This is a genomic window from Chryseobacterium sp. UF-81 (genome assembly GCF_058245105.1).
On the sequence record NZ_JBSIBX010000011.1, the window covers coordinates 153,977 to 176,703 of the forward strand.

General features: G+C 37.9%; 27 protein-coding genes. 15 read left to right on the plus strand and 12 right to left on the minus strand.

Annotated elements, in window-relative coordinates; genetic code table 11:
• Positions 1-55: 55 nt before the first annotated feature.
• A complete protein-coding gene (locus AC4IFE_RS15630; RefSeq protein ID WP_490758071.1) occupies positions 56-586 on the plus strand; it encodes a GNAT family N-acetyltransferase in 531 nt (176 codons plus the stop codon).
• Positions 587-758: 172 nt separating this feature from the next.
• Here AC4IFE_RS15630 and AC4IFE_RS15635 read toward each other — a convergent pair whose 3' ends face one another.
• Positions 759-1,628, minus strand: a complete 870-nt coding sequence (locus tag AC4IFE_RS15635; RefSeq protein WP_490758072.1) for a cupin-like domain-containing protein — start codon at positions 1,626-1,628, stop codon at positions 759-761.
• Positions 1,629-2,182: 554 nt separating this feature from the next.
• Here AC4IFE_RS15635 and AC4IFE_RS15640 point away from each other — a divergent pair.
• Entirely contained in the window at positions 2,183-3,064 is an 882-nt protein-coding gene (locus AC4IFE_RS15640) for a bestrophin family protein (RefSeq protein ID WP_490758073.1), read from the plus strand.
• Between the two features lie 10 nt (positions 3,065-3,074).
• On the opposite strand, the gene AC4IFE_RS15645 is transcribed toward AC4IFE_RS15640, so the two are convergent.
• Positions 3,075-3,674, minus strand: coding sequence for a hypothetical protein (locus AC4IFE_RS15645; protein ID WP_490758074.1), 600 nt, complete (start codon positions 3,672-3,674; stop codon positions 3,075-3,077).
• A 55-nt stretch (positions 3,675-3,729) separates the two neighbouring features.
• Between AC4IFE_RS15645 and AC4IFE_RS15650 the strand changes: the two genes are divergently transcribed.
• From AC4IFE_RS15650 to AC4IFE_RS15690, 9 genes are all read left to right on the plus strand, one after another.
• Entirely contained in the window at positions 3,730-4,350 is a 621-nt protein-coding gene (locus AC4IFE_RS15650; RefSeq protein ID WP_490758075.1) for a toxin-antitoxin system YwqK family antitoxin, read from the plus strand.
• 5 nt (positions 4,351-4,355) lie between these two features.
• Positions 4,356-4,886: an RNA methyltransferase gene (locus tag AC4IFE_RS15655; protein ID WP_490758076.1), complete on the plus strand. Its 531-nt coding sequence runs from the start codon at positions 4,356-4,358 to the stop codon at positions 4,884-4,886.
• A 187-nt stretch (positions 4,887-5,073) separates the two neighbouring features.
• Positions 5,074-5,724 (plus strand): CBS domain-containing protein, encoded by a 651-nt coding sequence (locus AC4IFE_RS15660; RefSeq protein WP_490758077.1) that lies wholly within the window; start codon positions 5,074-5,076, stop codon positions 5,722-5,724.
• Between the two features lie 2 nt (positions 5,725-5,726).
• Positions 5,727-6,593, plus strand: coding sequence for an NAD kinase (locus AC4IFE_RS15665; RefSeq protein ID WP_490758078.1), 867 nt, complete (start codon positions 5,727-5,729; stop codon positions 6,591-6,593).
• Between the two features lie 71 nt (positions 6,594-6,664).
• Positions 6,665-7,735: a class II fructose-bisphosphate aldolase gene (gene fbaA / locus AC4IFE_RS15670; RefSeq protein WP_490758079.1), complete on the plus strand. Its 1,071-nt coding sequence runs from the start codon at positions 6,665-6,667 to the stop codon at positions 7,733-7,735.
• 85 nt (positions 7,736-7,820) lie between these two features.
• The gene (gene accD, locus AC4IFE_RS15675) at positions 7,821-8,675 is read left to right on the plus strand and encodes an acetyl-CoA carboxylase, carboxyltransferase subunit beta (protein ID WP_034739627.1); all 855 of its coding nucleotides are present in this window, start codon (positions 7,821-7,823) and stop codon (positions 8,673-8,675) included.
• Positions 8,676-8,728: 53 nt separating this feature from the next.
• Positions 8,729-9,238 (plus strand): DUF6973 domain-containing protein, encoded by a 510-nt coding sequence (locus AC4IFE_RS15680; RefSeq protein ID WP_490758080.1) that lies wholly within the window; start codon positions 8,729-8,731, stop codon positions 9,236-9,238.
• A 200-nt stretch (positions 9,239-9,438) separates the two neighbouring features.
• Positions 9,439-10,842 carry a nucleoside recognition domain-containing protein gene (locus AC4IFE_RS15685; protein WP_490758081.1) on the plus strand — a complete coding sequence of 468 codons (1,404 nt, stop codon included), beginning with the start codon at positions 9,439-9,441 and terminating at the stop codon, positions 10,840-10,842.
• Positions 10,843-11,001: 159 nt separating this feature from the next.
• Entirely contained in the window at positions 11,002-11,394 is a 393-nt protein-coding gene (locus AC4IFE_RS15690; RefSeq protein WP_490758082.1) for a hypothetical protein, read from the plus strand.
• 14 nt (positions 11,395-11,408) lie between these two features.
• On the opposite strand, the gene AC4IFE_RS15695 is transcribed toward AC4IFE_RS15690, so the two are convergent.
• The 4 genes from AC4IFE_RS15695 to AC4IFE_RS15710 all read right to left on the minus strand — a co-directional run bounded on the left by AC4IFE_RS15695 (position 11,409) and on the right by AC4IFE_RS15710 (position 14,160).
• Positions 11,409-12,296, minus strand: a complete 888-nt coding sequence (locus tag AC4IFE_RS15695; protein WP_490758083.1) for a ferric siderophore ABC transporter substrate-binding protein — start codon at positions 12,294-12,296, stop codon at positions 11,409-11,411.
• Positions 12,297-12,329: 33 nt separating this feature from the next.
• Complete coding sequence (locus tag AC4IFE_RS15700; RefSeq protein WP_490758084.1) at positions 12,330-12,728, minus strand: ExbD/TolR family protein; 399 nt, start codon at positions 12,726-12,728, stop codon at positions 12,330-12,332.
• A 94-nt stretch (positions 12,729-12,822) separates the two neighbouring features.
• Complete coding sequence (locus tag AC4IFE_RS15705) at positions 12,823-13,527, minus strand: MotA/TolQ/ExbB proton channel family protein (RefSeq protein ID WP_490758085.1); 705 nt, start codon at positions 13,525-13,527, stop codon at positions 12,823-12,825.
• Positions 13,528-13,698: 171 nt separating this feature from the next.
• Positions 13,699-14,160 carry a hypothetical protein gene (locus tag AC4IFE_RS15710; protein WP_490758086.1) on the minus strand — a complete coding sequence of 154 codons (462 nt, stop codon included), beginning with the start codon at positions 14,158-14,160 and terminating at the stop codon, positions 13,699-13,701.
• A 168-nt stretch (positions 14,161-14,328) separates the two neighbouring features.
• On the opposite strand from AC4IFE_RS15710, the gene AC4IFE_RS15715 reads away from it, so the two are divergent.
• The 3 genes from AC4IFE_RS15715 to AC4IFE_RS15725 all read left to right on the plus strand — a co-directional run bounded on the left by AC4IFE_RS15715 (position 14,329) and on the right by AC4IFE_RS15725 (position 17,040).
• Positions 14,329-16,125 (plus strand): DUF885 domain-containing protein, encoded by a 1,797-nt coding sequence (locus AC4IFE_RS15715; RefSeq protein ID WP_490758087.1) that lies wholly within the window; start codon positions 14,329-14,331, stop codon positions 16,123-16,125.
• A 102-nt stretch (positions 16,126-16,227) separates the two neighbouring features.
• The gene (locus tag AC4IFE_RS15720) at positions 16,228-16,674 is read left to right on the plus strand and encodes a DinB family protein (protein ID WP_490758088.1); all 447 of its coding nucleotides are present in this window, start codon (positions 16,228-16,230) and stop codon (positions 16,672-16,674) included.
• A gap of 3 nt (positions 16,675-16,677) precedes the next feature.
• On the plus strand, positions 16,678-17,040 hold the full coding sequence (locus AC4IFE_RS15725) for a hypothetical protein (protein WP_490758089.1): 363 nt from the start codon (positions 16,678-16,680) through the stop codon (positions 17,038-17,040).
• A gap of 2 nt (positions 17,041-17,042) precedes the next feature.
• Here the strand turns inward: AC4IFE_RS15725 and AC4IFE_RS15730 are convergent, their stop codons facing one another.
• Positions 17,043-17,663 (minus strand): endonuclease III domain-containing protein, encoded by a 621-nt coding sequence (locus AC4IFE_RS15730; protein WP_490758090.1) that lies wholly within the window; start codon positions 17,661-17,663, stop codon positions 17,043-17,045.
• Between the two features lie 33 nt (positions 17,664-17,696).
• Between AC4IFE_RS15730 and bcp the strand changes: the two genes are divergently transcribed.
• Positions 17,697-18,146: a thioredoxin-dependent thiol peroxidase gene (gene bcp / locus AC4IFE_RS15735; protein ID WP_490758091.1), complete on the plus strand. Its 450-nt coding sequence runs from the start codon at positions 17,697-17,699 to the stop codon at positions 18,144-18,146.
• Positions 18,147-18,311: 165 nt separating this feature from the next.
• On the opposite strand, the gene AC4IFE_RS15740 is transcribed toward bcp, so the two are convergent.
• The 5 genes from AC4IFE_RS15740 to AC4IFE_RS15760 are packed head-to-tail and all read right to left on the minus strand — an operon-like array spanning position 18,312 to position 22,522.
• Positions 18,312-18,845: a GNAT family N-acetyltransferase gene (locus AC4IFE_RS15740; RefSeq protein WP_490758092.1), complete on the minus strand. Its 534-nt coding sequence runs from the start codon at positions 18,843-18,845 to the stop codon at positions 18,312-18,314.
• Positions 18,814-19,476, minus strand: a complete 663-nt coding sequence (locus AC4IFE_RS15745; RefSeq protein ID WP_490758093.1) for a hypothetical protein — start codon at positions 19,474-19,476, stop codon at positions 18,814-18,816. The genes AC4IFE_RS15740 and AC4IFE_RS15745 overlap by 32 nt, the downstream gene beginning before the upstream one ends.
• Before the next feature lie 31 nt (positions 19,477-19,507).
• Positions 19,508-20,590 (minus strand): mannose-1-phosphate guanylyltransferase, encoded by a 1,083-nt coding sequence (locus tag AC4IFE_RS15750; RefSeq protein ID WP_490758094.1) that lies wholly within the window; start codon positions 20,588-20,590, stop codon positions 19,508-19,510.
• Entirely contained in the window at positions 20,584-21,183 is a 600-nt protein-coding gene (locus tag AC4IFE_RS15755; protein WP_490758095.1) for a SprT-like domain-containing protein, read from the minus strand. The genes AC4IFE_RS15750 and AC4IFE_RS15755 overlap by 7 nt, the downstream gene beginning before the upstream one ends.
• 1 nt (position 21,184) lies before the next feature.
• Positions 21,185-22,522 carry a TolC family protein gene (locus AC4IFE_RS15760; protein WP_490758096.1) on the minus strand — a complete coding sequence of 446 codons (1,338 nt, stop codon included), beginning with the start codon at positions 22,520-22,522 and terminating at the stop codon, positions 21,185-21,187.
• Positions 22,523-22,727: the final 205 nt, after the last annotated feature.

Here is a 22,727-nt window from a genome sequence, read left to right on the forward strand (position 1 = left end):
GGCATTATATATTCCAGAATAAAATATTTATTGTATTTTTCAGTAAAAAAATTCTATGATGTATCCTGTTCTGGAAACTGAAAGACTGCTTTTAAGACAACTTACTCCTGATGATGCAGAAGATCTCTTTGAGTATTTTTCTCTGCAAGAGGTCATGGAATATTATGACCTTGAGACCTTTAAAATACCGGAAGATGCCCGAAACATCATCCAACATTTTAATAGTGAATTTGAAAAGGGAAAAGGCTACCGATGGGCCCTGGAATTAAAATCCGAACAAAAGGTCATAGGAACCTGCGGTTACCACAACTGGCACCGGGAACACTTCAGAGCCGAGATCGGTTATGAACTTAACCCGAAATTCTGGAGAAAATCTTATATGAAAGAAGCCATTCTGTCTATTCTTACTTTTGGTTTCGAAAGCATGGGGCTGCACCGGGTAGACGCATTCATAGATCCCTCAAACATTGCTTCTGAAAAACTTTTACGATCTTTAAACTTTAAAGATGAAGGAACTCTCCGTGATTACTTTTTTGAAAAAGGAAAGTTTGTAGATGCTAAGATCTTCGGACTTATTAATGAATAAGATGGAAGGTGGGTGCCGGAAGATGAAAGTTTCCCAAGCTCTACAGAACCACTGAATATTTTTGTAATTATTTTTTTTAGCATTTGTCTTTCCAACATTGACTTTCTTGAATTACAATCAAGAAGCATTAGGAGAAACAGTAACTCCCATCTTCCCTCTTCGGCCTTCCAGACTATTTCCTTTTCTTTTCAAAAGCTTCCATCCCCTTTTCATAAGCCCATTTCTGCTTGTAATTCACCCACTTAGCCTTAAACAGCTTACGAAGAAGCTTATCTGTATACCTCATGATAAAAACATGGTACATCATATTGGCAAAAACGTTCGGTTTATTGGGAAGAGCCCTGAGTGACATAGAAAATCCCGGTTCCAGGTATCTGTTGAAATGCCAGAATGCCCCGGGAATGAAAAGCGCATCCCCATGTTCCATAAAAATTTCATATCCTTTAGCATATTGTAGGGCCGGAAACTTCTCATAATCAGGATTTTCATAATCGATATCATAAACCGTATGCACAGAAAGCGGTACTTTATATAAAAAGGCAGACTGCTTTTGATCAAATAACAGTATTCTCTTTTTACCTTCAAAATGAATGTGAAGAAAGTCTCCAAGATCCACATCATAATGCATCAGAACATGAGCCTCACTTCCCCCGAAGAAAAGAGTTGGCAGCCGCTTAAAAAACTTAATTCCCAGGTCAGGATACGTGAAATTTTTCAGCAGCTCCGGAAGCCGGTCTGTAATGATATAGAAAAAGATCCGCAGATCTGATGGCCCACTTTTAATCCGGTCGATGTAATCCTTCATCTTCATATTCGTCACAGGGGCATCTGAGCTTTTGGAAGCATCCGCCGGTTTATTATCGTACAGCGGCACGATCTGATCGCCTGCTTTTTCACGGATATAGGCAAGATTCCATTTGTCAAAAGCCTCCCATCTGGCCGCAAAATTTTTGATCAAAAGCGGCTTATGTTTTTTGAAATAATTTTTCTGAAAATCTTCTTTACTGATATCGTTGACTACATCTACGTTTTCGAGGATCATCTTGCTTGTTATTTAATACGAAATAAAAATAGTGTTTTTTTGAAATCTGTGAAAATTAAAAAATGGTATCGGGAATTCTGGGCCCTGATTTAAACAACAAAAGGACAAAAGTTTTTAAACACTTTAGTTATTTTTTAGTTTAAAATATTGAGAACAAGAAGTACACGTTAGTTTAAAAATCAGAGATTTTTATAAACAGGATTTGAAACATTAAGATCTGTGAAGATTTTAAGATCATTAAGCTGAGCTTCGCTTTAAGAACCAGAGCTAAAAAAATATTAGATTTTCTCTTAACTGTTCTTATCTCCTTCAAAGAACTTAATGTTAAAAAAAATATGCGCAATCATCTGTGAAAATCTGAGAAATCTGTGGTCAAATAAGAAACCACAAAAGAACAAACAGTTTTTAAGAAACTTAATTGTTTAGTCGCTTCCTGTCTTAGCCACAGTCAATCTGTCTTTTTGCCATTTTGCCTTATTTTTAAAATTATTTTAAACTTCATGATAAAGCAGGGATAAAATGAAAAAATTATCTTTGTAACACTAAGCGTATTTATGAGAGCCTACAACACCAAACATTTCCTGAAGATCCTTTTCAGTATGCATAAAAGCGATACCATGAAGATCCTCTTTCCGACAATGATCCTTGTAGGACTTTATTCCTGGGGAATTCAGTATCTGGAAGTGGAATACCTTCATCTTACTGCAAAATCAGGAGTAAGCAACGTCGGGATGATTCATTCCCTATTGGGCTTTGTATTGTCGCTACTGCTGGTTTTCAGGACGAATACGGCTTACGACAGATGGTGGGAAGGCAGAAAACTTTGGGGAAAGCTGGTGAATGATACCCGAAATTTTGCTGTAAAGATCAATGCTGTTTTGGGAGACAACCGACAGGATGCAGAGCAGATTTCCAGATACTTAAAATATTTTTCCCATTTTCTGGCCAAACATTTGTCTAAGGAATCTACAAGGCTTGCTTTAGATGAGGATTATTCCGAAATTGAAAAGTCCCTGAAGCATCATGGCCCCAGTGAAATTGTTATTCTTTTGACCCATAAACTCACTCAGCTGAAAAAAGAAGGCAAGATATCGGATATAGAGATGCTGTATCTCGATACTCAGCTTTCCGGGTTTCTGGATGTCTGCGGAGGCTGCGAGAGAATTAAAAACACCCCTATTCCCTACTCTTATTCTTCCTTTGTCAAGAAGTTTATCATCTTATATGTCCTCGCGCTGCCGGTTGCCTATGTGATTACGATCGGGCTTCTGATGATCCCGCTGACCGTATTCGTTTATTATGTTCTGATGAGTCTGGAACTGATTGCTGAGGAAATTGAAGATCCTTTTAATAATGATGAAAATGATATTCCTATGGAAGCATTGGCGCAAAATATTGAAAGAAGCGTCCATCAGATCATGGGACTGAAAAAGTAAAAAATCAACCTTAAAGGTTGATTTCCTTAATTTCTCCGTCTGCTTTTATTTCTACGAATTTACTTTCGCGGTTGGCCGCAGAATAGCCATAGAAAAAGGTCTGGTATATCGGAGTAGAATACAGATAACCACCATAAACATTATAGGCATCTGATCTCCCGGTTTGCTCCTGGTAACTTGCTGTTGCTGTAAAATTTACAATCGTTTCCAGGTAATATTTTCCGGGTTTTAATTTTTCAAACTTAAACCTCCCGTGATCGTCCGTTAAAGCTTCCAGCCTGTATTTAAATGCATCTTCGGACATATAGACCGTTGTTTTCTTATTCTCATACTTTCTTCTCATGCTGTAAAACTCATCAAAATAAGGAGTCACAGGAAAGAGCATCACTACAGTTCCTTTGGGAGCATAATGCTTTGCCCCAAGAAGAGGTTTGATTCCCCAGTTGTTTTTCTGCTTCGTGGAAGCCACTCCTTCTATCGTAGAATTTCCAAAGCTAAGCATCTCCCTGGCCATTTTTTTATCAAAAAAAGCCTGCGGGTAATAGGTGTTCTGTGCCTGTGAAAATAGAAAAGCGAATACCAACAGCAGTAAAGTGGATATTTTTTTCATGTTAATATTTTACATCAAATATAAGTATTTTGCTATTTTTGAAATAAAAATATCTATGAAATACTTTTTTCTGCTGTTAATGGCCGCATCATCGTGGGCAATAGCACAAAAACCGTGCGGTTTCAAAGACGGACTTCAGGAGGGATCATGCAAGGCTTTTTACGATAACGGACAGGTAAAGCAGATTCTAGAATGGAGAAAAGGAAAAGTTGACGGCGATGCTGTTTACTATCATGAGAATGGAAAACTTCAGGCTAAAGGCGAGTACAAGAAAGATTTTAAGGTGAAAGAATGGGTCTATTACGACAAAAATGGCGTTCTCACCTCTAAAGAAGTTTTCAGAAATGGTGATAATAATATCTATGACAACAGCTTTACAGCAACTTTTTATACTCCTTCTGGTGTAGTGGCAGAGGTTTCTAATTATAAATTCGCTAAATTACATGGTGAAAGCAAAGTCTTTTATGAAAACGGAAAGTCGGTAAAGCAAATTGGGCAATATGAAAATGGATTGGCTGTCGGAAAATGGAAATCGTTTTATCCATCCGGAAAACTGCAGCGCGAAACAGAATTTGCCAACGACAAATGGAACGGAACCCGGGTTCATTACCGTGAAGACGGCAGTGTTGAAAAAACAGAGATCTACAGAGACGGAAAATTAATCTCAACAAAATAAAACAATTGGTACAGAAATTAAAACTGGAAGAACTTAACAGAATAGATGTAGAAACATTTAAGAAGGTTGAGAAAATTCCTTTAGTCATTATTTTAGACAACCTGAGGAGCATGCACAATGTAGGGGCATCTTTCAGAACAGCAGATGCTTTTCTGATCGAAAAAATAATCCTTTGTGGTATTACACCACAACCGCCGCACCGTGAGATCCACAAAGCCGCACTTGGAGCGACAGAAAGTGTGGACTGGGCCCACGAAAGCGATATCAACACAGCAATTAACGATTATAAAAGCTGCGGATATCAAATCATAGGAATTGAACAGACAACAGACAGTGTGATGATCACCGATTTCACCATTGACAAATCAAGAAAATATGCGCTGATCTTAGGAAATGAGGTGGAAGGAATAAGTGATGAAGCGCTCCCTAATATTGATGCATTTCTTGAAATTCCACAGCTTGGAACCAAGCACTCCCTGAATGTAAGTGTATGCGGTGGAATTGTGATGTGGGAGTTTGCAAAAGCCCTTAAATAAAAAAACTGCATATGTCCTTAAAAGACAGTGCAGTTTGAAATAAATCTAATAAAAAGTAAAAATGAAAGGCGACAAAGATACCTTTTTTTTCTTTACGAACAAATTTTAACATCATTTTTTTAGTTTTCCCAGAAAAAAAGTGATGTTTTGGGAAAAAGTTTCATTTAATTTTTTATAAATTAGCACAATGTTTATCAAGGATTATATCTCAAAAGACTTTCCGTGTTTTAGCCTGACTGACTCAATAGAATCAGCAAGGAATACATTAGAGGATTTTGGCTATTCCCATGTTTTCATAAAAAAATCCCATCACTTTTATGGAGCCATCGCAGAGGATTTCCTTTATGATGGTGATGGAACACTCAAGGACCTGGAGCATCAGATTGAGCGTTTTGCCATCCTGGAAGATAATAATATCATGGACAGCATCCGCCTTTTCTATACGTTCAGTGCCAATGTGATTCCGGTGATCAATAAAAATGAAAAGTATCTTGGGTACATCACCTGTGAAGACATTTTCCAGAATCTTTCCCGTTATCCGCTTTTTTCAGAATCCGGAGCCATCCTTACGATAGAAACCCCGGCCAGAAAATATTCGATGACCGAGATTGCCAACATTGTGGAAAGCAACAACTCAAAGTTCTATGGAGGATTCATTTCTTTTATGTCTGATGAAGTGATCCAGGTAACCATTAAGATCAGCAACGAAAACCTGTCTTCGATAGACGCCACTTTCGACCGGTACGATTATAGAATTGTTGAAAAATACTATTCTGATGAAAAATCGGATCTGTTTAAGGACAGATTTGGGTTTTTCCAAAAATTCATAGAAATATAAAAATGAAGGCAGCCATATATTCTCAGAAAAAAGACCTCGATACTTTTTTATACTTAAGCAAGTTTATTTCAGAACTTGAAACCAGAGGCGTAAAATCTGTTCTGTATGATGAAATGGCTGAAGCGCTTCAGTTCTCGAAGATATTTGAAACATTCAACAACAAACAGGACCTTCTTGATAAGGAAGTAGACCTTTTCTTTACGTTTGGAGGTGACGGAACGATCGTGAATTCACTCACCTTTATTGAAGACCTGGAGATCCCGATTGTAGGTGTGAATACCGGAAGATTAGGATTTCTGGCCAGCTTTACGAAAGAGGAAGCGTTCAAAGAACTTGATGCGATCTTAAAAGGCGACGTCAAAACAAGCCGCCGTGCCGTTATTGAAGTTGTTTCTCCCAAATCCGGTGATTTTTTCCCATATGCCCTGAATGATGTTACCGTATCAAGAAAAGAAACAACATCCATGATTACGGTAGATTCTTATATCAATGACGAATTTTTAAATGTATTCTGGGGTGATGGAGTTATCGTTTCTACGCCTACAGGATCTACAGCCTATTCTTTAAGCTGTGGCGGACCGATTATTTCTCCAAACAACGAAAATTTTGTTATTACCCCTATTGCTCCCCACAATCTGAATGTGAGACCTTTGGTTGTCAATGACAGAGTAGAAATAAAATTTAAAGTAGAAAGCAGAGTGCCGCAATATTCTCTTTCGCTGGACTCCAGACTTGTCCATATAGAAACTGACAAAGAAATTATCATCAAAAAGGCAAATTTTCAAATCCTTCTGGTACAGCCTAACCATTTGAGCTTCTACGAAACAATCCGTCAGAAGCTGCTTTGGGGCAGGGACAAAAGAAATTAGTAATTCCTCAAAAATGATTATCTTTACAGGAATTTTAAAAACGCCCAATAATTTAAAATAAAAAGTAAAACATGAGCAGAATTTTTCCGGCAGGAGTTGCCACAGGTCAATTAGTTACTGATATTTTTCAGTATGCCAAAGAAAACAAATTTGCACTGCCTGCAGTAAACGTAATTGGTTCAAGCAATGTAAATGCTGTTATGGAAACTGCAGCGAAATTAAACTCTCCTGTAATTATCCAGTTTTCAAACGGCGGAGCTGCGTTCAACGCAGGAAAAGGACTAAACAATGATGGTCAGAGAGCTGCAATTTTAGGATCTATTGCCGGTGCCAAACATATTCATACTCTTGCAGAAGCTTACGGAGCTACTGTAATTTTACATACAGACCACTGTGCAAAGAAATTGTTGCCTTGGATCGATGGATTATTAAATGCAAGTGAAGAGCATTACAAGCAGACAGGAAAGTCTCTTTATTCGTCTCACATGCTGGATCTGTCTGAAGAACCTTTAGAGGAAAACTTGGAAATCTCTGCTAAATATTTCGAAAGAATGGCTAAAATGCAGATGACTTTAGAAGTTGAGATCGGTGTTACAGGTGGTGAAGAAGACGGTGTAGACAATTCTGATGTAGACAATTCCAAATTATATACTCAACCTGAAGATATAGCTTATACTTACGAAAAATTAAAAGCTATTTCTGACAATTTCACGATTGCAGCAGCATTTGGAAATGTACACGGAGTTTATAAGCCAGGAAACGTGGTTCTTACCCCGAAAATCCTTGACAATTCCCAGAAATTTGTTCAGGAGAAATTCGGGACAGCAAACAAGCCGGTTAACTTCGTATTCCACGGAGGATCTGGATCCACTTTAGAAGAGATCAGAGAAGCTATCGACTACGGAGTAATTAAAATGAATATCGATACTGACCTTCAGTTCGCTTATACAGAAGGCGTTAGAGATTATATGGTTAACAATATTGATTATTTAAGAGCTCAAATCGGAAACCCTGAAGGAGAAGAAAAACCTAACAAGAAGTTCTACGACCCGAGAGTTTGGGTAAGAAAAGGTGAAGAAACTTTCTCTACAAGACTGGTTAAAGCGTTTGAAGACTTAAATAACGTAAATACACTTAAATAAATTATAAATTTTGAATTATAGATTTTAAATTGAATACACCATTTTAGAATCTATAATTTAAAATTCAAAATCTAAAATTTCATAAATGGCATTCGACTGGTTTAAAAGAAAAGCAAAAAACATTACGACCTCTACTGATGAAAAAAAGGATGTTCCCAAAGGCCTTTGGCATCAGACTCCATCAGGAAAAATAGTGGAGCATGATGAGTTGAGAAGAAACAGCTATGTTTCTCCTGAAGACGGATTTCACGTAAGAATAGGAAGTGCTGAATTTTTTGAGATCCTTTTTGACGAAGGGAAATTCACAGAACTGGATGCCAATGTTGAAAGTATTGATATCTTAAACTTCAAAGACACAAAACCTTATAAAGATCGTTTAAAAGAAGTAAGAGCTAAAACAAAGCTTACAGATTCCATCAGAAATGCCGTGGGAACCGTAAAGGGAACTGAAATGGTAGTCTCTTGTATGGATTTTGCTTTTATCGGGGGTTCTTTAGGTTCTGTAATGGGAGAAAAAATCAGAAGAGCGGTAGATTACTGTATTGCCAACAAACTTCCGTACATGATCATCTGTCAGTCCGGAGGAGCGAGAATGCAGGAAGCCACTTACTCTCTGATGCAGCTTGCCAAAGTACAGGCTAAATTGGCCCAGCTATCTGAAGCGGGACTTTTGTACATCGCATATCTTTGTGACCCTACTTTTGGAGGAATTACAGCTTCTTTCGCTATGACAGCAGATATTATTATGGCTGAGCCGGGAGCGCTGATCGGATTCGCAGGTCCAAGAGTAATCCGTGAAACCATCGGAAGAGATCTTCCTGAAGGCTTCCAAACCTCTGAATTTCTACAGGAAAAAGGATTTGTAGATTTTATCGTAAAAAGAACTGAAATTAAAGATACAGTAGCTAAAACAGTAAATTTATTAGCTGTAAACGCTTAAGATCTGTAACAAAAACTATACAGTCTCTCTCTAATTAGGGAGAGATTTTATTTATGAGGACTTTTAAGATATTTTTAAATACCATCCGAAGCATGAGCCTGAAAAAGATCATGCGTCTTTTATCTCTCCTTTTACCTCATCCTCTTTTTGCCTTATTAAGCTTTTATGCAACAGTACAGACCTTCACTATAGCACAGAAAAAATTTCCCAAAACAGCGTCTAACAATGGTATTGGGAATGCTTACAGGCACGCTCTGTGGTGCTGCTTCATTATGATGTACTGCTGTAAGGTTTCCTCTCCGGAAAAGGCGCTGGATTTCTGCAAAAGACTTACAGATATGCATGAAGAACTGTTCCCCAATAAGCCTTTGGAAACTAAAATGGATCTTCACAACAACAAGATCGGCATGGATTATTTCATGGAGCTGCTCCCGGGAATCCACCGCCAGTTTTTTGAGAAAAGCTTTTTTATTGACAGCCTTGCCGAGAAAATGAATGATGCCCGGGTTTTGAAAAGCCTGGATGATGACTTTGAGGGACATCTGGTGTATTTAAATGACTAAAAATTAAAGATGCTTCGACTTCGCTCAGCATGACACAGGTAAAATTATTTTGCTTATATATAAGCCGTTAGCATTAGCATTGTCATGCTGAGCGAAGTCGAAGCATTTCAATTATAAATAAAATAAAAACTTCCAGTAATAAAAGTTTTTCAGGTTTTACATTAAATTTATTATCTTTTCTAAAATTTTAATTTAATTAAATGGTCCTCAGCAGAATTTGGTCGGCTTTCATTATCATTGCCATTGGCATTGCCAGTATTAAATACATTTCATCTGCCCACTACAAAACCATCTTCAATGATATGGTGGTAGGAAAAGGCGGTGACACAGTTCAGATCGCTTCACAGCCGATGAATGCGCTTACTCCTATTGTCCGGGACAGTCTGATGAAAAAAAACGATTTTGCAGACAGCAGGATCCATTATAAAACAGACTCTTTAAAACAAAATGTAAAGGTCTACAGAGTTCAGGAAGCAGACGGCGTGATCGGAACTTCTGAAACTGCAGTAAAGATCTGTATAGGCCTGATTGGGATCATGACCCTATTTATGGGATTCATGAGTATTGCAGAAAAAGCAGGCGGAATCAATCTTTTAAGCCGGTTTATCCAGCCTTTTTTCTCAAAACTTTTTCCTGATATCCCTAAAAACCATCCGGCTTTCGGGCATATGCTGATGAATTTCAGTGCCAATCTCCTGGGATTAGACAATGCCGCTACTCCATTTGGCTTAAAGGCGATGGAAAGTCTTCAGACCTTAAATCCAAATAAAGATACCGCCAGCAATTCACAGATTATGTTTCTGTGCCTCCATGCTGGAGGAATGACTTTAATTCCTGTTTCTATTATCGCGATAAGAGCCTCAATGGGTTCAAAAACGCCAACCGATATTTTTCTTCCCTGCATGATTGCCACTTTTGCAGCAACGCTGGCTGCAATGATCATTGTATCTCTGTATCAGAAGATCAATCTGCTTCGTCCGGTAGTCATTGCTTATGTGGGCGGAATTTCAGCTCTTATTGCGCTTCTGGTTGTTTATTTGGTGCAATTAAGCAAGGATGAATTGGATACGTTCAGTAAAGTATTAAGTAACGGGTTGATTCTCTTCATTTTCCTTGCAATTGTTCTTGGCGCCGTTTATAAAAAAATTAATGTTTTCGATGCATTTATTGAGGGTGCAAAAGAAGGCTTCACCACCTGCGTTAAGATCATTCCTTATCTGGTGGGAATGTTAATCGCAATTTCTCTTTTAAGAACTTCAGGCGTTTTCGATGTAATAATTGATGGGATGAAATGGGTGGCCAACACCGCCGGCTTTGATCCCAGATTCGTAGACGGACTTCCTACTGCACTGATCAAGCCTCTTTCCGGATCTGGCGCGAGGGGAATGATGGTGGATACTATGGCTACATTTGGGGCAGACAGCTTCCAGGGGAAATTGGCAGCGGTTCTTCAGGGAAGCTCAGATACTACGTTTTATGTGATCGCAGTATATTTTGGAGCAGTAGCCGTGAAGAATACGAGATATACGGTAATTGCCATGCTTCTGGCGGATTTGGTTGGGGTTATTACTGCAATTGCGCTGGCATATTTGTTTTTTGCTTAAGGGAACGGTGGCTTCGAGAGCCTCAGCCACCAACGAATAGCCATCACAAATATTTTCCAATAAAAATATTAAGAATAAGTATCACAAAAATAACGACAAACACCGATAGGTGGCTGAGGCACTCGAAGTCACCAGTTACTTTAAATATAAAAAATCATTATGATCACAGATAAAGAATTCACATTAAGATTAATCCGTCAGTTAACTCAAGCGTTGGAAAAACTGATCCTGGACAAACCTGAAGAAAGCCTAATGCAGAAAGAACTGGATTTTGATTCTTTGATGAAAGATATTTTTAAAATAGATTTCACGGAAATTTCCTCAAAAACAAAAGAAGAGATCATTGCTATTGTGAATGAAAGGCAGGAAAGAGACCATAAAGATTATTATGAAATGCTGGGAAATCTTTTTTATTTTAAGGGTAAACAAGAGAGCAGCAAAGACTTTTTAGATAAATCAAAAACATTTTACGAATTATATCTTCAGACCAGCGGAATTTTCGCCCTTCCCGTGATCAACAGAATTAATGAAATAAAAAAAGCACTTGAATAAAGTGCTTTTGTATTTTAAAATGTAATTTTATAAGTTCCGGTGGAAGATGTACTTGCTTTCTCGGCTTTTACATACTTTTTAACCCAAGAAATTCCGGTAGAAGAAATACAGGGATCGGATGTTCCTCCTGACCTTTTGGCAGACACTACATTTCCGGCTTTATCTACTGTGTAAGCAATGGTAATGGTTCCGCTTGCTGTACAGCTATTGCTTGGCTGTGCACCTCCTCTTCCCATTGTTCCGGGAATATATCCTATAAGCTTTCGGTCAATTCCTACTTTACTGTCTCCGTTACCGTCACCACCTAATGGATCTCCCGCATTTCCTATTCCGTCGCCTGTACCCTGGCTTCCGGCTTTTGTTCCTCTTCCCCTGATGAGGTTTCCGATGGCGGCAGTTCCTTTTCCGTCACCGCTTCCGGTTTTAGAATTGGATGTTGTTGCTCCCGCTTTTTTAGTATTCTTTGAAGCACTTGAACTTGTCGATGTCTTTTTATCTGTCTTTTTTGATTCTTCTTTTTTCGGTACGCTGATTTTCGGATTGTTGCCTGTAATGACTTTTTCCTTTACCTCTGTTTTTTTAGGTTCAGGTGCGGGTTCTGGCTTTATGACCGTTTTTGTTTCCGGCACAGGTGTTTCAGCAGGCTCAGGAGTTACTTCCTCTGTAGCTGCAGCCAAACTTCCCGGCTGATCGGCAGGTTCTTCAATTCCGTTCCCGTTCCGGTTGTCCCCGAAATTAACAAGCATAGTGGTCATCACCTCATCGGGTTGCTTATCCAGCTCAGGTTTTAGTTTATAAAGAAAAACAAAAAGCAAAATCGCAGACCAAATAAGGATAGAAAGTATGGCACTTTTTATCCTGTCTCTGTTTTGTTCATTTTTGTTTACTGTGTAACTTTTCATTTTAAATGATTCTTTCCGGCAGTTCCGGAGGCGTTATTTATCTTTAACCGTTGCAATAGCAATATTAAATTTATTTTTTTCAGCTATTTCCATGGCAAAAACAACATCTTTATGCATGGTATTTTCATCTGCACGAATGGTAAATGATTTATTCGCCTGACCCGTTAATTTACTGACAATTACTGATTCCAGCTGCTCTCTTGTAACAGGATTATCATCAACAAAATAAGTTCCATCGGGTTTAATGCTTACCGTTAAAGGATTGGGAATATTATCTTCTACCGCACCCGCTTTTGGCAACTTTACATCAATCGCGCTTTGATTGGCTGCTGAGGAAGTTATCATAAAGAATATCAGCATCAGCAAGATAACATCTGTCATCGCTGCTAAACTGAATTCAGGGTTTGCTTTATTTCTTCTCTGAATTTTCATCTGTTTCTTTTTACTTTTTTATTGGTCAGATGGAATCGCTTAATCTATTATTTCTGAAAGAAAAACAGATTTGTAGTGATTTCATAAGAAAGATTTATAAAGGTTTGTTGATAAGGTCTAAAAATTCTCCCGACATATTCTGCGCTTTCAATACAAACTTATCAATTCTCGTTAGAAGTATATTGTAAAAAAAGTTGGCGGGAATAGCTACAGCCAAACCTACCGCCGTTTGTCCCAAGGCTGTGTAAATACCTTCAGATAATGTTTTGGGCGAGAAAGATCCTGTGGCATGGGAAAGGTTGAAGAACGCGATGATCATCCCGATAACCGTTCCTAATAGCCCCAACATCGGTGCAATACTTGGCACCACAGCCAAAAGGTTCAGGTTCTTCTCCATATTTGCTACCTCTATCTGGGCCTGCGATTCCATGGCGCTTACGATGTCAGAAACGGGACGTCCCAATCTTGAGATCCCTTTTTCTAAAATTCTTCCTTCCGGGGAATTCTGTCTTTTACAGTAATCCGCTGCCGACTCTATCTTTCCTTCTTTGATAAAATCTTCAATATTCTCCATAAAATTGGCATCTGTTTTTGAAGTCAGCCTTTTGATAAAGAAAAAGCGTTCAAAGAACAGATACAGTGAAAATACACCCAAGGCCAAAACGACAAACATTACAATTTTAGCGAAAGCCCCTCCGTGGAACATGATCTTCCAAAATGAAAATTCTAAATCGTCTGTTGCAACTGCAGGAGCAGTAATCTGTGCAAATAAAATCTGAGTAAGTTCCGTTAACAGCATTAATGTGAATTTTTATAAAAATTTAACGACAAATGTAGTGGAATATTATGAATTGCTCTCTTAAAAATTGCTTAAAAACAACTTAAAATTTGTTATGATTAAGAGACAGCAAATTTCTTTCCAAAAGAAATTTTGAAAAGAAATCTGCTGTAAAAAATGATGAGAAAACGGTTAGTCTTCGTCTATATCAATATTGTCCTGCTTAAATTCGCATTTTAGACGGAATGGGATAGGCGTATCGGATCCTGTATAGAAATCGTCAATAGTTCCTTTCCAGATCACCTGAAGCTCACCTTCTTCACTTTTCTCAAACTGGAGCTCATTATCATAGATAAATGCATCCTCATCATCAAATAAATCCACTTCTGTATAAGTTTCTTCATCAGAATCATCGATTTTGATCGTTTTCCCTTCAAGCTCCTTAGATTCGATCGGAAAATCAAAAACTTCGAGTGAAAGCTGCGGAAAGTTGTACTGTAATGAATCATCATCTACATGATCCAAACTGTCATCCGTTATAATTTCAACCTCTAGTAAATGTTGTTGGTTGCTGTAGACCGCTTTACAATAAGTGTTTCTAATATTGTATTTTAGGGTTTCCTCCGGATGGTAAATTTTTAAAATCCCTTTCATTATTTCTTAAAAAAGAGCTGTAATAATATGATTGTTAAACGTTTTAGACAAAGATAAAAAATTGATTCAAAGTTAAAAATATTTTGAAAATTATTTTTTTAAATCATTATGATTAGTTATTCCGTATAAGCCAATAATACTTACTTTTGTTTCATAAAGATTCTGAAAATGAAAAACATTTTATCAAAAGGTATTTTGGGACTGGGACTGCTGATCAGCCTGGCAGCCTGCAAAAAATCTGATTCTCCTTTAACGAAGGTAACGCCCACCAATATGGATTCTATTGCATCCAACTATTATGAGCAGTATCTTAAATTGTATCCTTTAGATGCAACATCTCAGGGAGATACGAGGTATAATGACCAGCTTCCCATCAATATTGACAGGGATTTTATTTCCGGAGAGATCGCTTTTTACAATTCTGTTCAGAAACAGCTGGAAAATGTTGATTATAAAGGTCTTTCGGATGAGGAAAAGGTTGTTTATGACGTTCTGGATTATACTTTAAAAGATAAAATCGAAGCATATGCCTATCATCCGGAATACATTCCATTCACACAGTTTGCAGGTCTTCCTCTGAATTTTCCGCTGTATGGAAGCGGAGAGGGAAGCCAGCCTTTTAAAACAGAAAAAGATTACGACGACTGGCTGAAAAGAATGGAAAAATTCCCCGACTGGATGAATGCTGCAGCAGAAAATTTCCGTGAAGGCATCAACAATAAGATGGTGCTTCCTAAAAAACTGGTTGTCAAAATGATCCCTCAGATGAAAGCTGAAGAGATCACCACAACCGATCTGGGAAAAAATATTTTCTACGGGCCTGTCAGAAAATTTCCGAAAAGCTTTACAAAAGCTCAGAAGGATAAGTACTCTGCCCTGTATGCTGATGCCATTACCAAAAAGATCATTCCGGCCTATACCAAAATGGGAACATTTCTGGAAAAGGAATATCTTCCGAAAGCACGGGATACGGATGGCTATAACAGCCTTCCGAACGGGAATGAGATTTACAGATATTATGCTAAAAGCTGGACAACAACAAAGAAGACTCCTGAAGAGATCAATAAAATAGGATTGCAGCAGGTGGCAATGCTCCGTGCAGAAATGGAAAAAGTAAAGCAGCAGGTAGGCTTTACAGGAACACTGGAAGAATTTATCAACTTTGTAAAGACAGATCCTAAGGCAATGCCTTATAAGACTTCCAAAGAAGTTTTGGACGGCTTTAACGGTATTTTAGCGAAGATTACGCCTAAGCTGAAGACTATGTTCAGTGTAACCCCAAAAACCAAGTTTGAGATCAGGCAAACGGAAAAATTCAGGGAGGCAAGCGCCAGTGCAGAATATATCCAGGGGACTCCGGACGGAAAAAGACCGGGAATATTTTATATGCCGCTTCCGGATCCGTCCAAATTCAATGTAACTTCAGGGATGGAATCTCTTTTTCTTCACGAAGCTATTCCGGGGCACCATTACCAGATTTCTCTACAGCAGGAAAACACGAAATTACCCAAGTTTATGAGATTCGGATGGTTTGGAGCTTATGGTGAAGGCTGGGCGCATTATTGCGAAACCTTAGGGCCGGAATTCGGGCTGTATACGGATCCTTATCAGAAAATGGGGTATTTAAGCGACCAGATGCTGAGAGCTGTAAGATTGGTTGTAGATACAGGAATTCATACAGGAAAAATGACACGGGAGCAGGCTGTAAAGTATTATCTCAGTAATATTTCTGATTCAGAAGAAAATGCGGTTTCTGCAATTGAAAGATATATGGCAATTCCCGGTCAGGCTTTAGGTTACAAAATTGGTTCTTTGAAAATATTAGAATTACGAAATAAATATCAAAAGGAACTAGGCACTAAATTCAGTTTAGCAAAATTCCACGATGAAGTGTTGAGCCAAGGTTGTCTTCCTTTGGATGTTCTGAACAGAAAAATGGAGCTTTGGGCGAAAAAACAGAAATAATTTCTTTAAACAGGTAATATTAAAGATGGGATGATTAATTTTAATGTCCCGTCTTTTTTGTTTTTTTGAGATAAGTTTAACAAGTTAATAATAGCAATTACTATGATCATAGAAAACCTAAGATCTCTCTACAACAGAGATTTAAATAAATTAAAAACAGAAATAGAAGCTTACCAGAATGAACAGGCAGTCTGGAAAACTGATAAAAACATTGCAAATTCTGCTGGAAACCTCTGCCTGCATTTAGTTGGAAACCTCAATAATTACATAGGTGCAGAGCTTGGTAACACGGGATATGTCAGGAACAGGGAACTGGAATTTTCATTAAAGGATATTTCAAGGGCAGAACTTATTGAAAAAGTAACAGCAACAACAACTATGGTAGATGATGTGCTCAGTAAATTAACCGCTGAAGATCTTGAAAAGGAATATCCTCTTGTTGTTTTCGAAGATACAATGACAACGGGTTACTTTTTAATTCATCTGATTACCCATCTGGATTATCATCTGGGGCAGATTAATTATCACAGAAGGCTGCTGGATATATAAAATATGAAGAAAATATTTACTCCTGTCATTAATACTTCAAGCTTTGAAGAACTGATTGTGAAAAAGCAAGGAAACGAAGGAAGCAGCACCTTGGTTATCAATACCATTGATGAGAAAATTAAAAATACAAATATTTATACCGGTTTCATTAATCTTTGTCAGGAATACAATATTGAAGTTCAAAATTTTATGCAGGATAATTTCTGCCATGTTGTTATTTCAGTAAATGGCACCGGGTCTCTTTCTATGATGTATGAAAATCCGTTTACAGATATCAGCATAGACCTAGCTTCTGTACTATACAGAGAGCTATCTATACAAATCAGAAATCGGGATTTTATACAAAAAAGTTTACACAAGGAATAATTCTATTTCTCGAATAGCATTTTAGTAATAAAATCCTTCTCCCCTTTTCCTCTGGCCGGCGAATATTCCCTTCCGTAGAAAATAATCTGAAGATGAAGCTTGTTCCATACCTCTTCAGGAAATATGTTTTTGGCATCTTTTTCCGTTTCTACCACATTCTTTCCTGAAGTAAGCTTCCATTGTGTCATCAACCTGTGAATATGGGTATCCACAGGAAAGGCCGGAAACCCGAAACCCTGGCTCATTACTACGGAAGCTGTTTTATGCCCTACTCCCGGCAGTGCTTCCAGCTCTTCGTAGGTTTGGGGAACAATACCGTTATGCCTTTCCAGTAAAAGCTCGGCCATTCTCTTAAGGTTTTTAGCCTTGGTATTGGAAAGTCCAATCTCTTTAATCAGCTCCTTGATCTGATATTCCTCCAGCCTGGCCATCCTTTGCGGCGTTCCTGCCACTTCGAAGAGGGCTGGAGTTACCTGGTTTACTTTTTTATCTGTGGTCTGTGCAGAAAGCGCTACAGCTACCATGAGTGTATAAGGATCTGTATGATCCAGCGGAATAGGTGTTGTAGGATATAATTTATCCAATTCTCTCTGAACGAGCTCCGCTCTTTGCTTTTTTGTCATTTAACCATTAAATTTGAACAAAATTAATTCATTATGCTGAAAGTAGGAGATAAATTACCTGAATTTGAAGGAACAAATCAGGATGGAGAATCAATAGCCTCATCGAAATTAATCGGAAAGAAATTAGTCGTTTTCTTTTACCCTCAAGCCAACACTCCTACCTGTACTGTGGAAGCCTGCAATCTGAGCGACAATTATTCAAAGCTTAAAAAAGCCGGCTATCAACTTCTGGGAGTAAGCGGCGACACGGTAAAAAAGCAAAAGAATTTCCACAGCAAATTTGCTTTTCCTTATGACCTCATTGCTGATGAAAGCCACGATGTTATTGGAAAATTTGGGGTTTGGCAGGAAAAGAAAACATTTGGAAAAACCTATATGGGCATTGTAAGAACCACTTTTATTTTTGACGAAAACGGAATCTGTACAAGAGTAATAGAAAAAGTAACCTCAAAAACAGCAGCAGAGCAGATTTTAGAGAAATAAGCATCTTTTTAATGGCTTGCTATAATTTGCAAGCTTCAACCAGTGGGAGCTATGTACTATTTTACAGTTTAAATGGCTTGATAATAGCTTTTTTATGATGAAAAACATTGCTTTATTAAGGTTCGGCGGCCTTTGGCCGCCGAACCTTAATATTATCCCAGATTACTATTCTGTTTCGTAATACATCAACTCTTCATGATCATCCGGAAGAGTAACATAGGACTTGAATTCAAGTCCTAATTTTTCAATCAGTTTTTGGGAAGAAAAGTTATCTTTTGAAGTAATGGCCGAAATCTTCTTCAGTCCGAATTCATCCATTCCTATAGATTTTACTTTCTCTGCGGCTTCATATGCATATCCTTTGCCTTCAAACTCCTCCAACAGGGAAAACCCTATATCCAGGACCTCCAGACCTTCTCTTTCAAAGATTCCTACCCCTCCTATTTTTTCGCCTTTATCTTTGGTAACAACCAGATAATTTCCGAAACCCAATTTTTCAAACTGCGGAAGAAACCTGTTTTTAATATAGTTTTCTGCATCCAAAACAGTTTTAACATGGCGGTCCCCAATATATTTAATGAACTTTGGCCTGTTGTAAAGCTCAAAAATAAATTCCTTGTCATCTACAGATATGGGCTGAAGGATCAATCTTTCTGTTTCGTAAACGTTATTTTCGTTTGGTTGATTTTTTAGACTCATCTTTAGGTTCTTCTTTTTTCTGGATTTTTAAAAGTCTTGGATTATTGGCGCATTTCTTATTGTAAAGCTCAATATAGGTCCCGTTATCTTTTACTTTAGATACTGTTCCTGTAGCCTTATTCACAGTCAGGGAATAATGGGTTTTCTGGTAAGGACACTCTTTTGAGGTAAGTTTTCCCAGATCCAGGTAATAATTGGCAGCATCTTCATAATAATTGCCGGCAACATCTTTAAATTCCTCATCCACGATATACCCGTCAGTCGTCAGAACAATAGCTGCTTCCTCAGCATTATCAATTTTCCCAATAAACTTTTTCAGGGCTTCAAGATCTGTAATATAACTTATTTTTCCGCCTTCGGCATAGGCAATATAATAAAAGCTATCTTCCTCAGGGAATAAATTAAACCCCGAAAATTGCGGTATATAGTCTGTTTTTCCGTCAGCTATTTTGATTTCCTGATTCTTTCCGTAACTGTTATACACAAGCACCCAGGAATCAATTCTGTCATTGGGAATAATCTTTTGTAAAATATTCGGGATATCAGAAAAGTTTTTCTTGTTCTGGGAATGTCCTAAAAATCCCAAAAACAAAAATATAAGAGCTATTGATCGTATTGCGGTTTTCATCATAATTCAAAAAATCAGCAGAAAGATAGCAATATTACATGAATTTATCTCCTTTCTTAAAACTTTTAAGATCAAGAACATAGTCTTTTATCAGCTGGTCATTGTCCCGGGGACAGATCAGCAGGGCTTTATCTGTATCTACAACAATAAAATCTTCAAGGCCGTCAATAATCACAGCTTTATTATTGTTCTTCAGTCGGATAATATTTCCTTTGGAGTTGTAGTTCAGGAAATGTTTTAGCTTTACTGCATTCCCGTTCTTGTCCTTTTCCGTATTTTCATATACAGAGTTCCATGTACCAAGATCGCTCCATCCAAGATCTGAAGGAATAACGTATACATTTTTTGCTTTTTCCAGGATTCCGTTATCAATGGAGATTTTCTGAACTTTAGGATAGATGGTTTCAATGCAGCTGTTCTCTGTTTCAGAATTGTATTCACAGGCTATGAAATGCTGCATCATCTCAGGAAGATACAGTTCAAAAGCATGATGGATACTTTTCACATTCCATATAAAAATCCCGGCATTCCAAAGGAAATCGCCGCTTTCTAAAAAGCTCTGTGCAATTTCAAGAATAGGCTTTTCCGTAAATGTTTTTACCTTAAAATAATCTGATCCTTTCTTTTCCACAAACTGGATGTATCCATATCCGGTGTCAGGTCTTGTAGGCGTAATACCCAGAGTTACCAGATAATCATGTTTAGCTGCGAGGTCAAAAGCAAGCTCCACTTTTTCCAGAAATATTTCTTCCTTTAAAATCAGATGATCTGCCGGAAGAACAACCATCGTTGCATCCGGGTTAATTTCGGCAATCTTGTTGGCCATATACAGATTACAGGCCGCTGTATTTTTCATCAGGGGCTCACCCACAATATTTTCTTCAGGAATTTCCGGAAGCTGCTGATGAGAAAGTGCAACGTATTCTTTATTCGTTATCACGAATATCTGTTCTTTAGGAATGATCCGGCTGATTCTGTCATAGGTCTGCTGAATCATGGTACGCCCTGTTCCTAAAATATCCTGAAACTGTTTTGGAAATTTCTGTGTACTCATAGGCCAGAACCGGCTTCCGATTCCTCCCGCCATGATGACACAGTATCTATCTGATTTTAACATTCTTGCCTACATTTTTCAACCCTAGCCAGAGGCTTGAAAGAATACTTCCTTCCTGTAGCCAGATTCTTACAAAGATAGTTTTTTTTAATCAGACCTTCTAATAAATACTTTTCGTTCCGGTATATAAAAAATTCCCCTTTTTGAAGCTCTTCAATGAAATGCAGCCTATCGTCTTGTTTTTCAGTATGAAAATATCTTACAAGGTCCGGGCTGGCCATGAAATTTGCCTTTGGGGATTTTGAAAATCTTATGATGATAGGCCTGAGATCTTCATCATAAATCTCCAGACTTTCAAGAAGCATGTTTCTAAACGTTTCTTTCCATTCGTTACCATGCGGCGATATTCTCCGGCCGTATTTTTCAAAGGCAATCAGGTGAGCCAGCTCATGCGTAAGAACAAAGAAAAAAAGCGGCGGCGTCAGGGTTGAATTGACTGTTATTTCATGGGAGTTATCAGGAAGTTTTCTGTAATCTCCCAACTTAGAATTTCTGCTTCGCGTCACCTTTATATGAATATAATGATCCGCAAACCAGACTCTTAAATATTTATGGGTGTTTTGAGGTAAATATTTTTCTAATGACTGAATAGACATTTTACAAAGTTAATGGAATTCCTGAATAGAAATTCAGCAGTTTAAGGCTGAAAAGATAATTATATTTTGCCTGGGCAACAGATCCCTGGGCATTGGCATAGTTATTTCTGGCTACATTCACATCGTAAATTGTCGATCTTCCTGCCGCATAACTTTTATCTGCAAATTCTAAGGCCAGCTTTGTACTTTTCTCCGTTTCCACTGCCGAAAGGAAAGTTTCGTAATTGGCATCCACATCAAACTGAGCCTTCTGCACATTCTGTCTTACTGTCTGCTTCTGTTGTTCCAGGGTATTTTTAGCAATACTCTGGTTAATTACAGACTGCTCTACCTGCAGTTTGGTAATTCCTTTGTTGAAAATAGGAATATTCAGGGAAAGTCCTACATTCTGACCGAAATTATCTTTATACTGCTGGAAAAAAGAGGGATCAGTAACAAGATTCCCAAGCTGGTCGTAGGTTTTATTTAACATATTATTATAGAACGAAGAAACACCGGCATTCGCGGTCAGCGTTGGCCAAAATGCTGTCTTGGTTACTTCCGTCTGTGCTTCAGCAGACCGGATTCTGCTTTCGGCAGCTTTTATCTGCGGTTGGTTTTCATAGGCGGTAGTAAGAACGTCATCTACAGATGTAAGCTGGGATGGCAGTGTATCAGAAACAGTTACATCTTCCACATCAAAGCCTTTATATTCTGGAAGCTGTAAAAGCTGAACAATGGCAAACAAAGCTCTTCCTACGTTTATTTCTGCAGTTTTAAGATTCTGCTTTTCTCTTGCTAAGGCTGCTTCTGCCTCTGCCAGGATAGTTTGTGCAGTGGTTCCTACCTGAGTTGTTATTTTGGCCCTGTCATATTGTTTCTGAGCATTTTCTACCGCACTCTGGGAGATTTTAACAATTTCCTTATTCAGAAGAACGGTAAGATACTGCTGTGCAATCTGCAGAGAAATATCATTTTTAATGGTTTCTATATCGTATTGGCTGGCTTCTACATCAAACTGTATTTTTCTGATGTTTTTCTCTAATCTGCCATTATTGTAAAGCAGAATATCCGCACCCAGGTTTGCACTGTTGTTGAACCTGTCATTCCTGATACTTCCCGTACCCAATGGGAGCTGTCCGAAACCCACTGAATTGGACATTCCTGCGGATACAGAAGGCAGGTATTCTTTTTTAGCCATTTTAAGGTTAGAATCCTGGATCTGTTTAGAATATTGATTTTGGATAACCTGAAGATTATGCTCTACGGCATAGTCTACACATTCTCTTAAAGACCATTTCTTCTGAGCGCTTAGTCCCAGACAGCTTAATCCAAAAACGATAATCCAAACTTTTTTCATATTAAGAATTTTCCATATTAGACGAGCCAAATATAAAAAAGTTACAGTTTAAAAAAATTAAAATTTTAAACAACCGGGTAGTCTTCATATTATAATTTATAACAGCGAGACGATTCCACTACTATAGGAGAGCTCACTTTTTTTGATTAGTGTTGTTTTTTTAGCTTATTTTTTTATGAAATGTCATGATTTTACTTGTTTTATG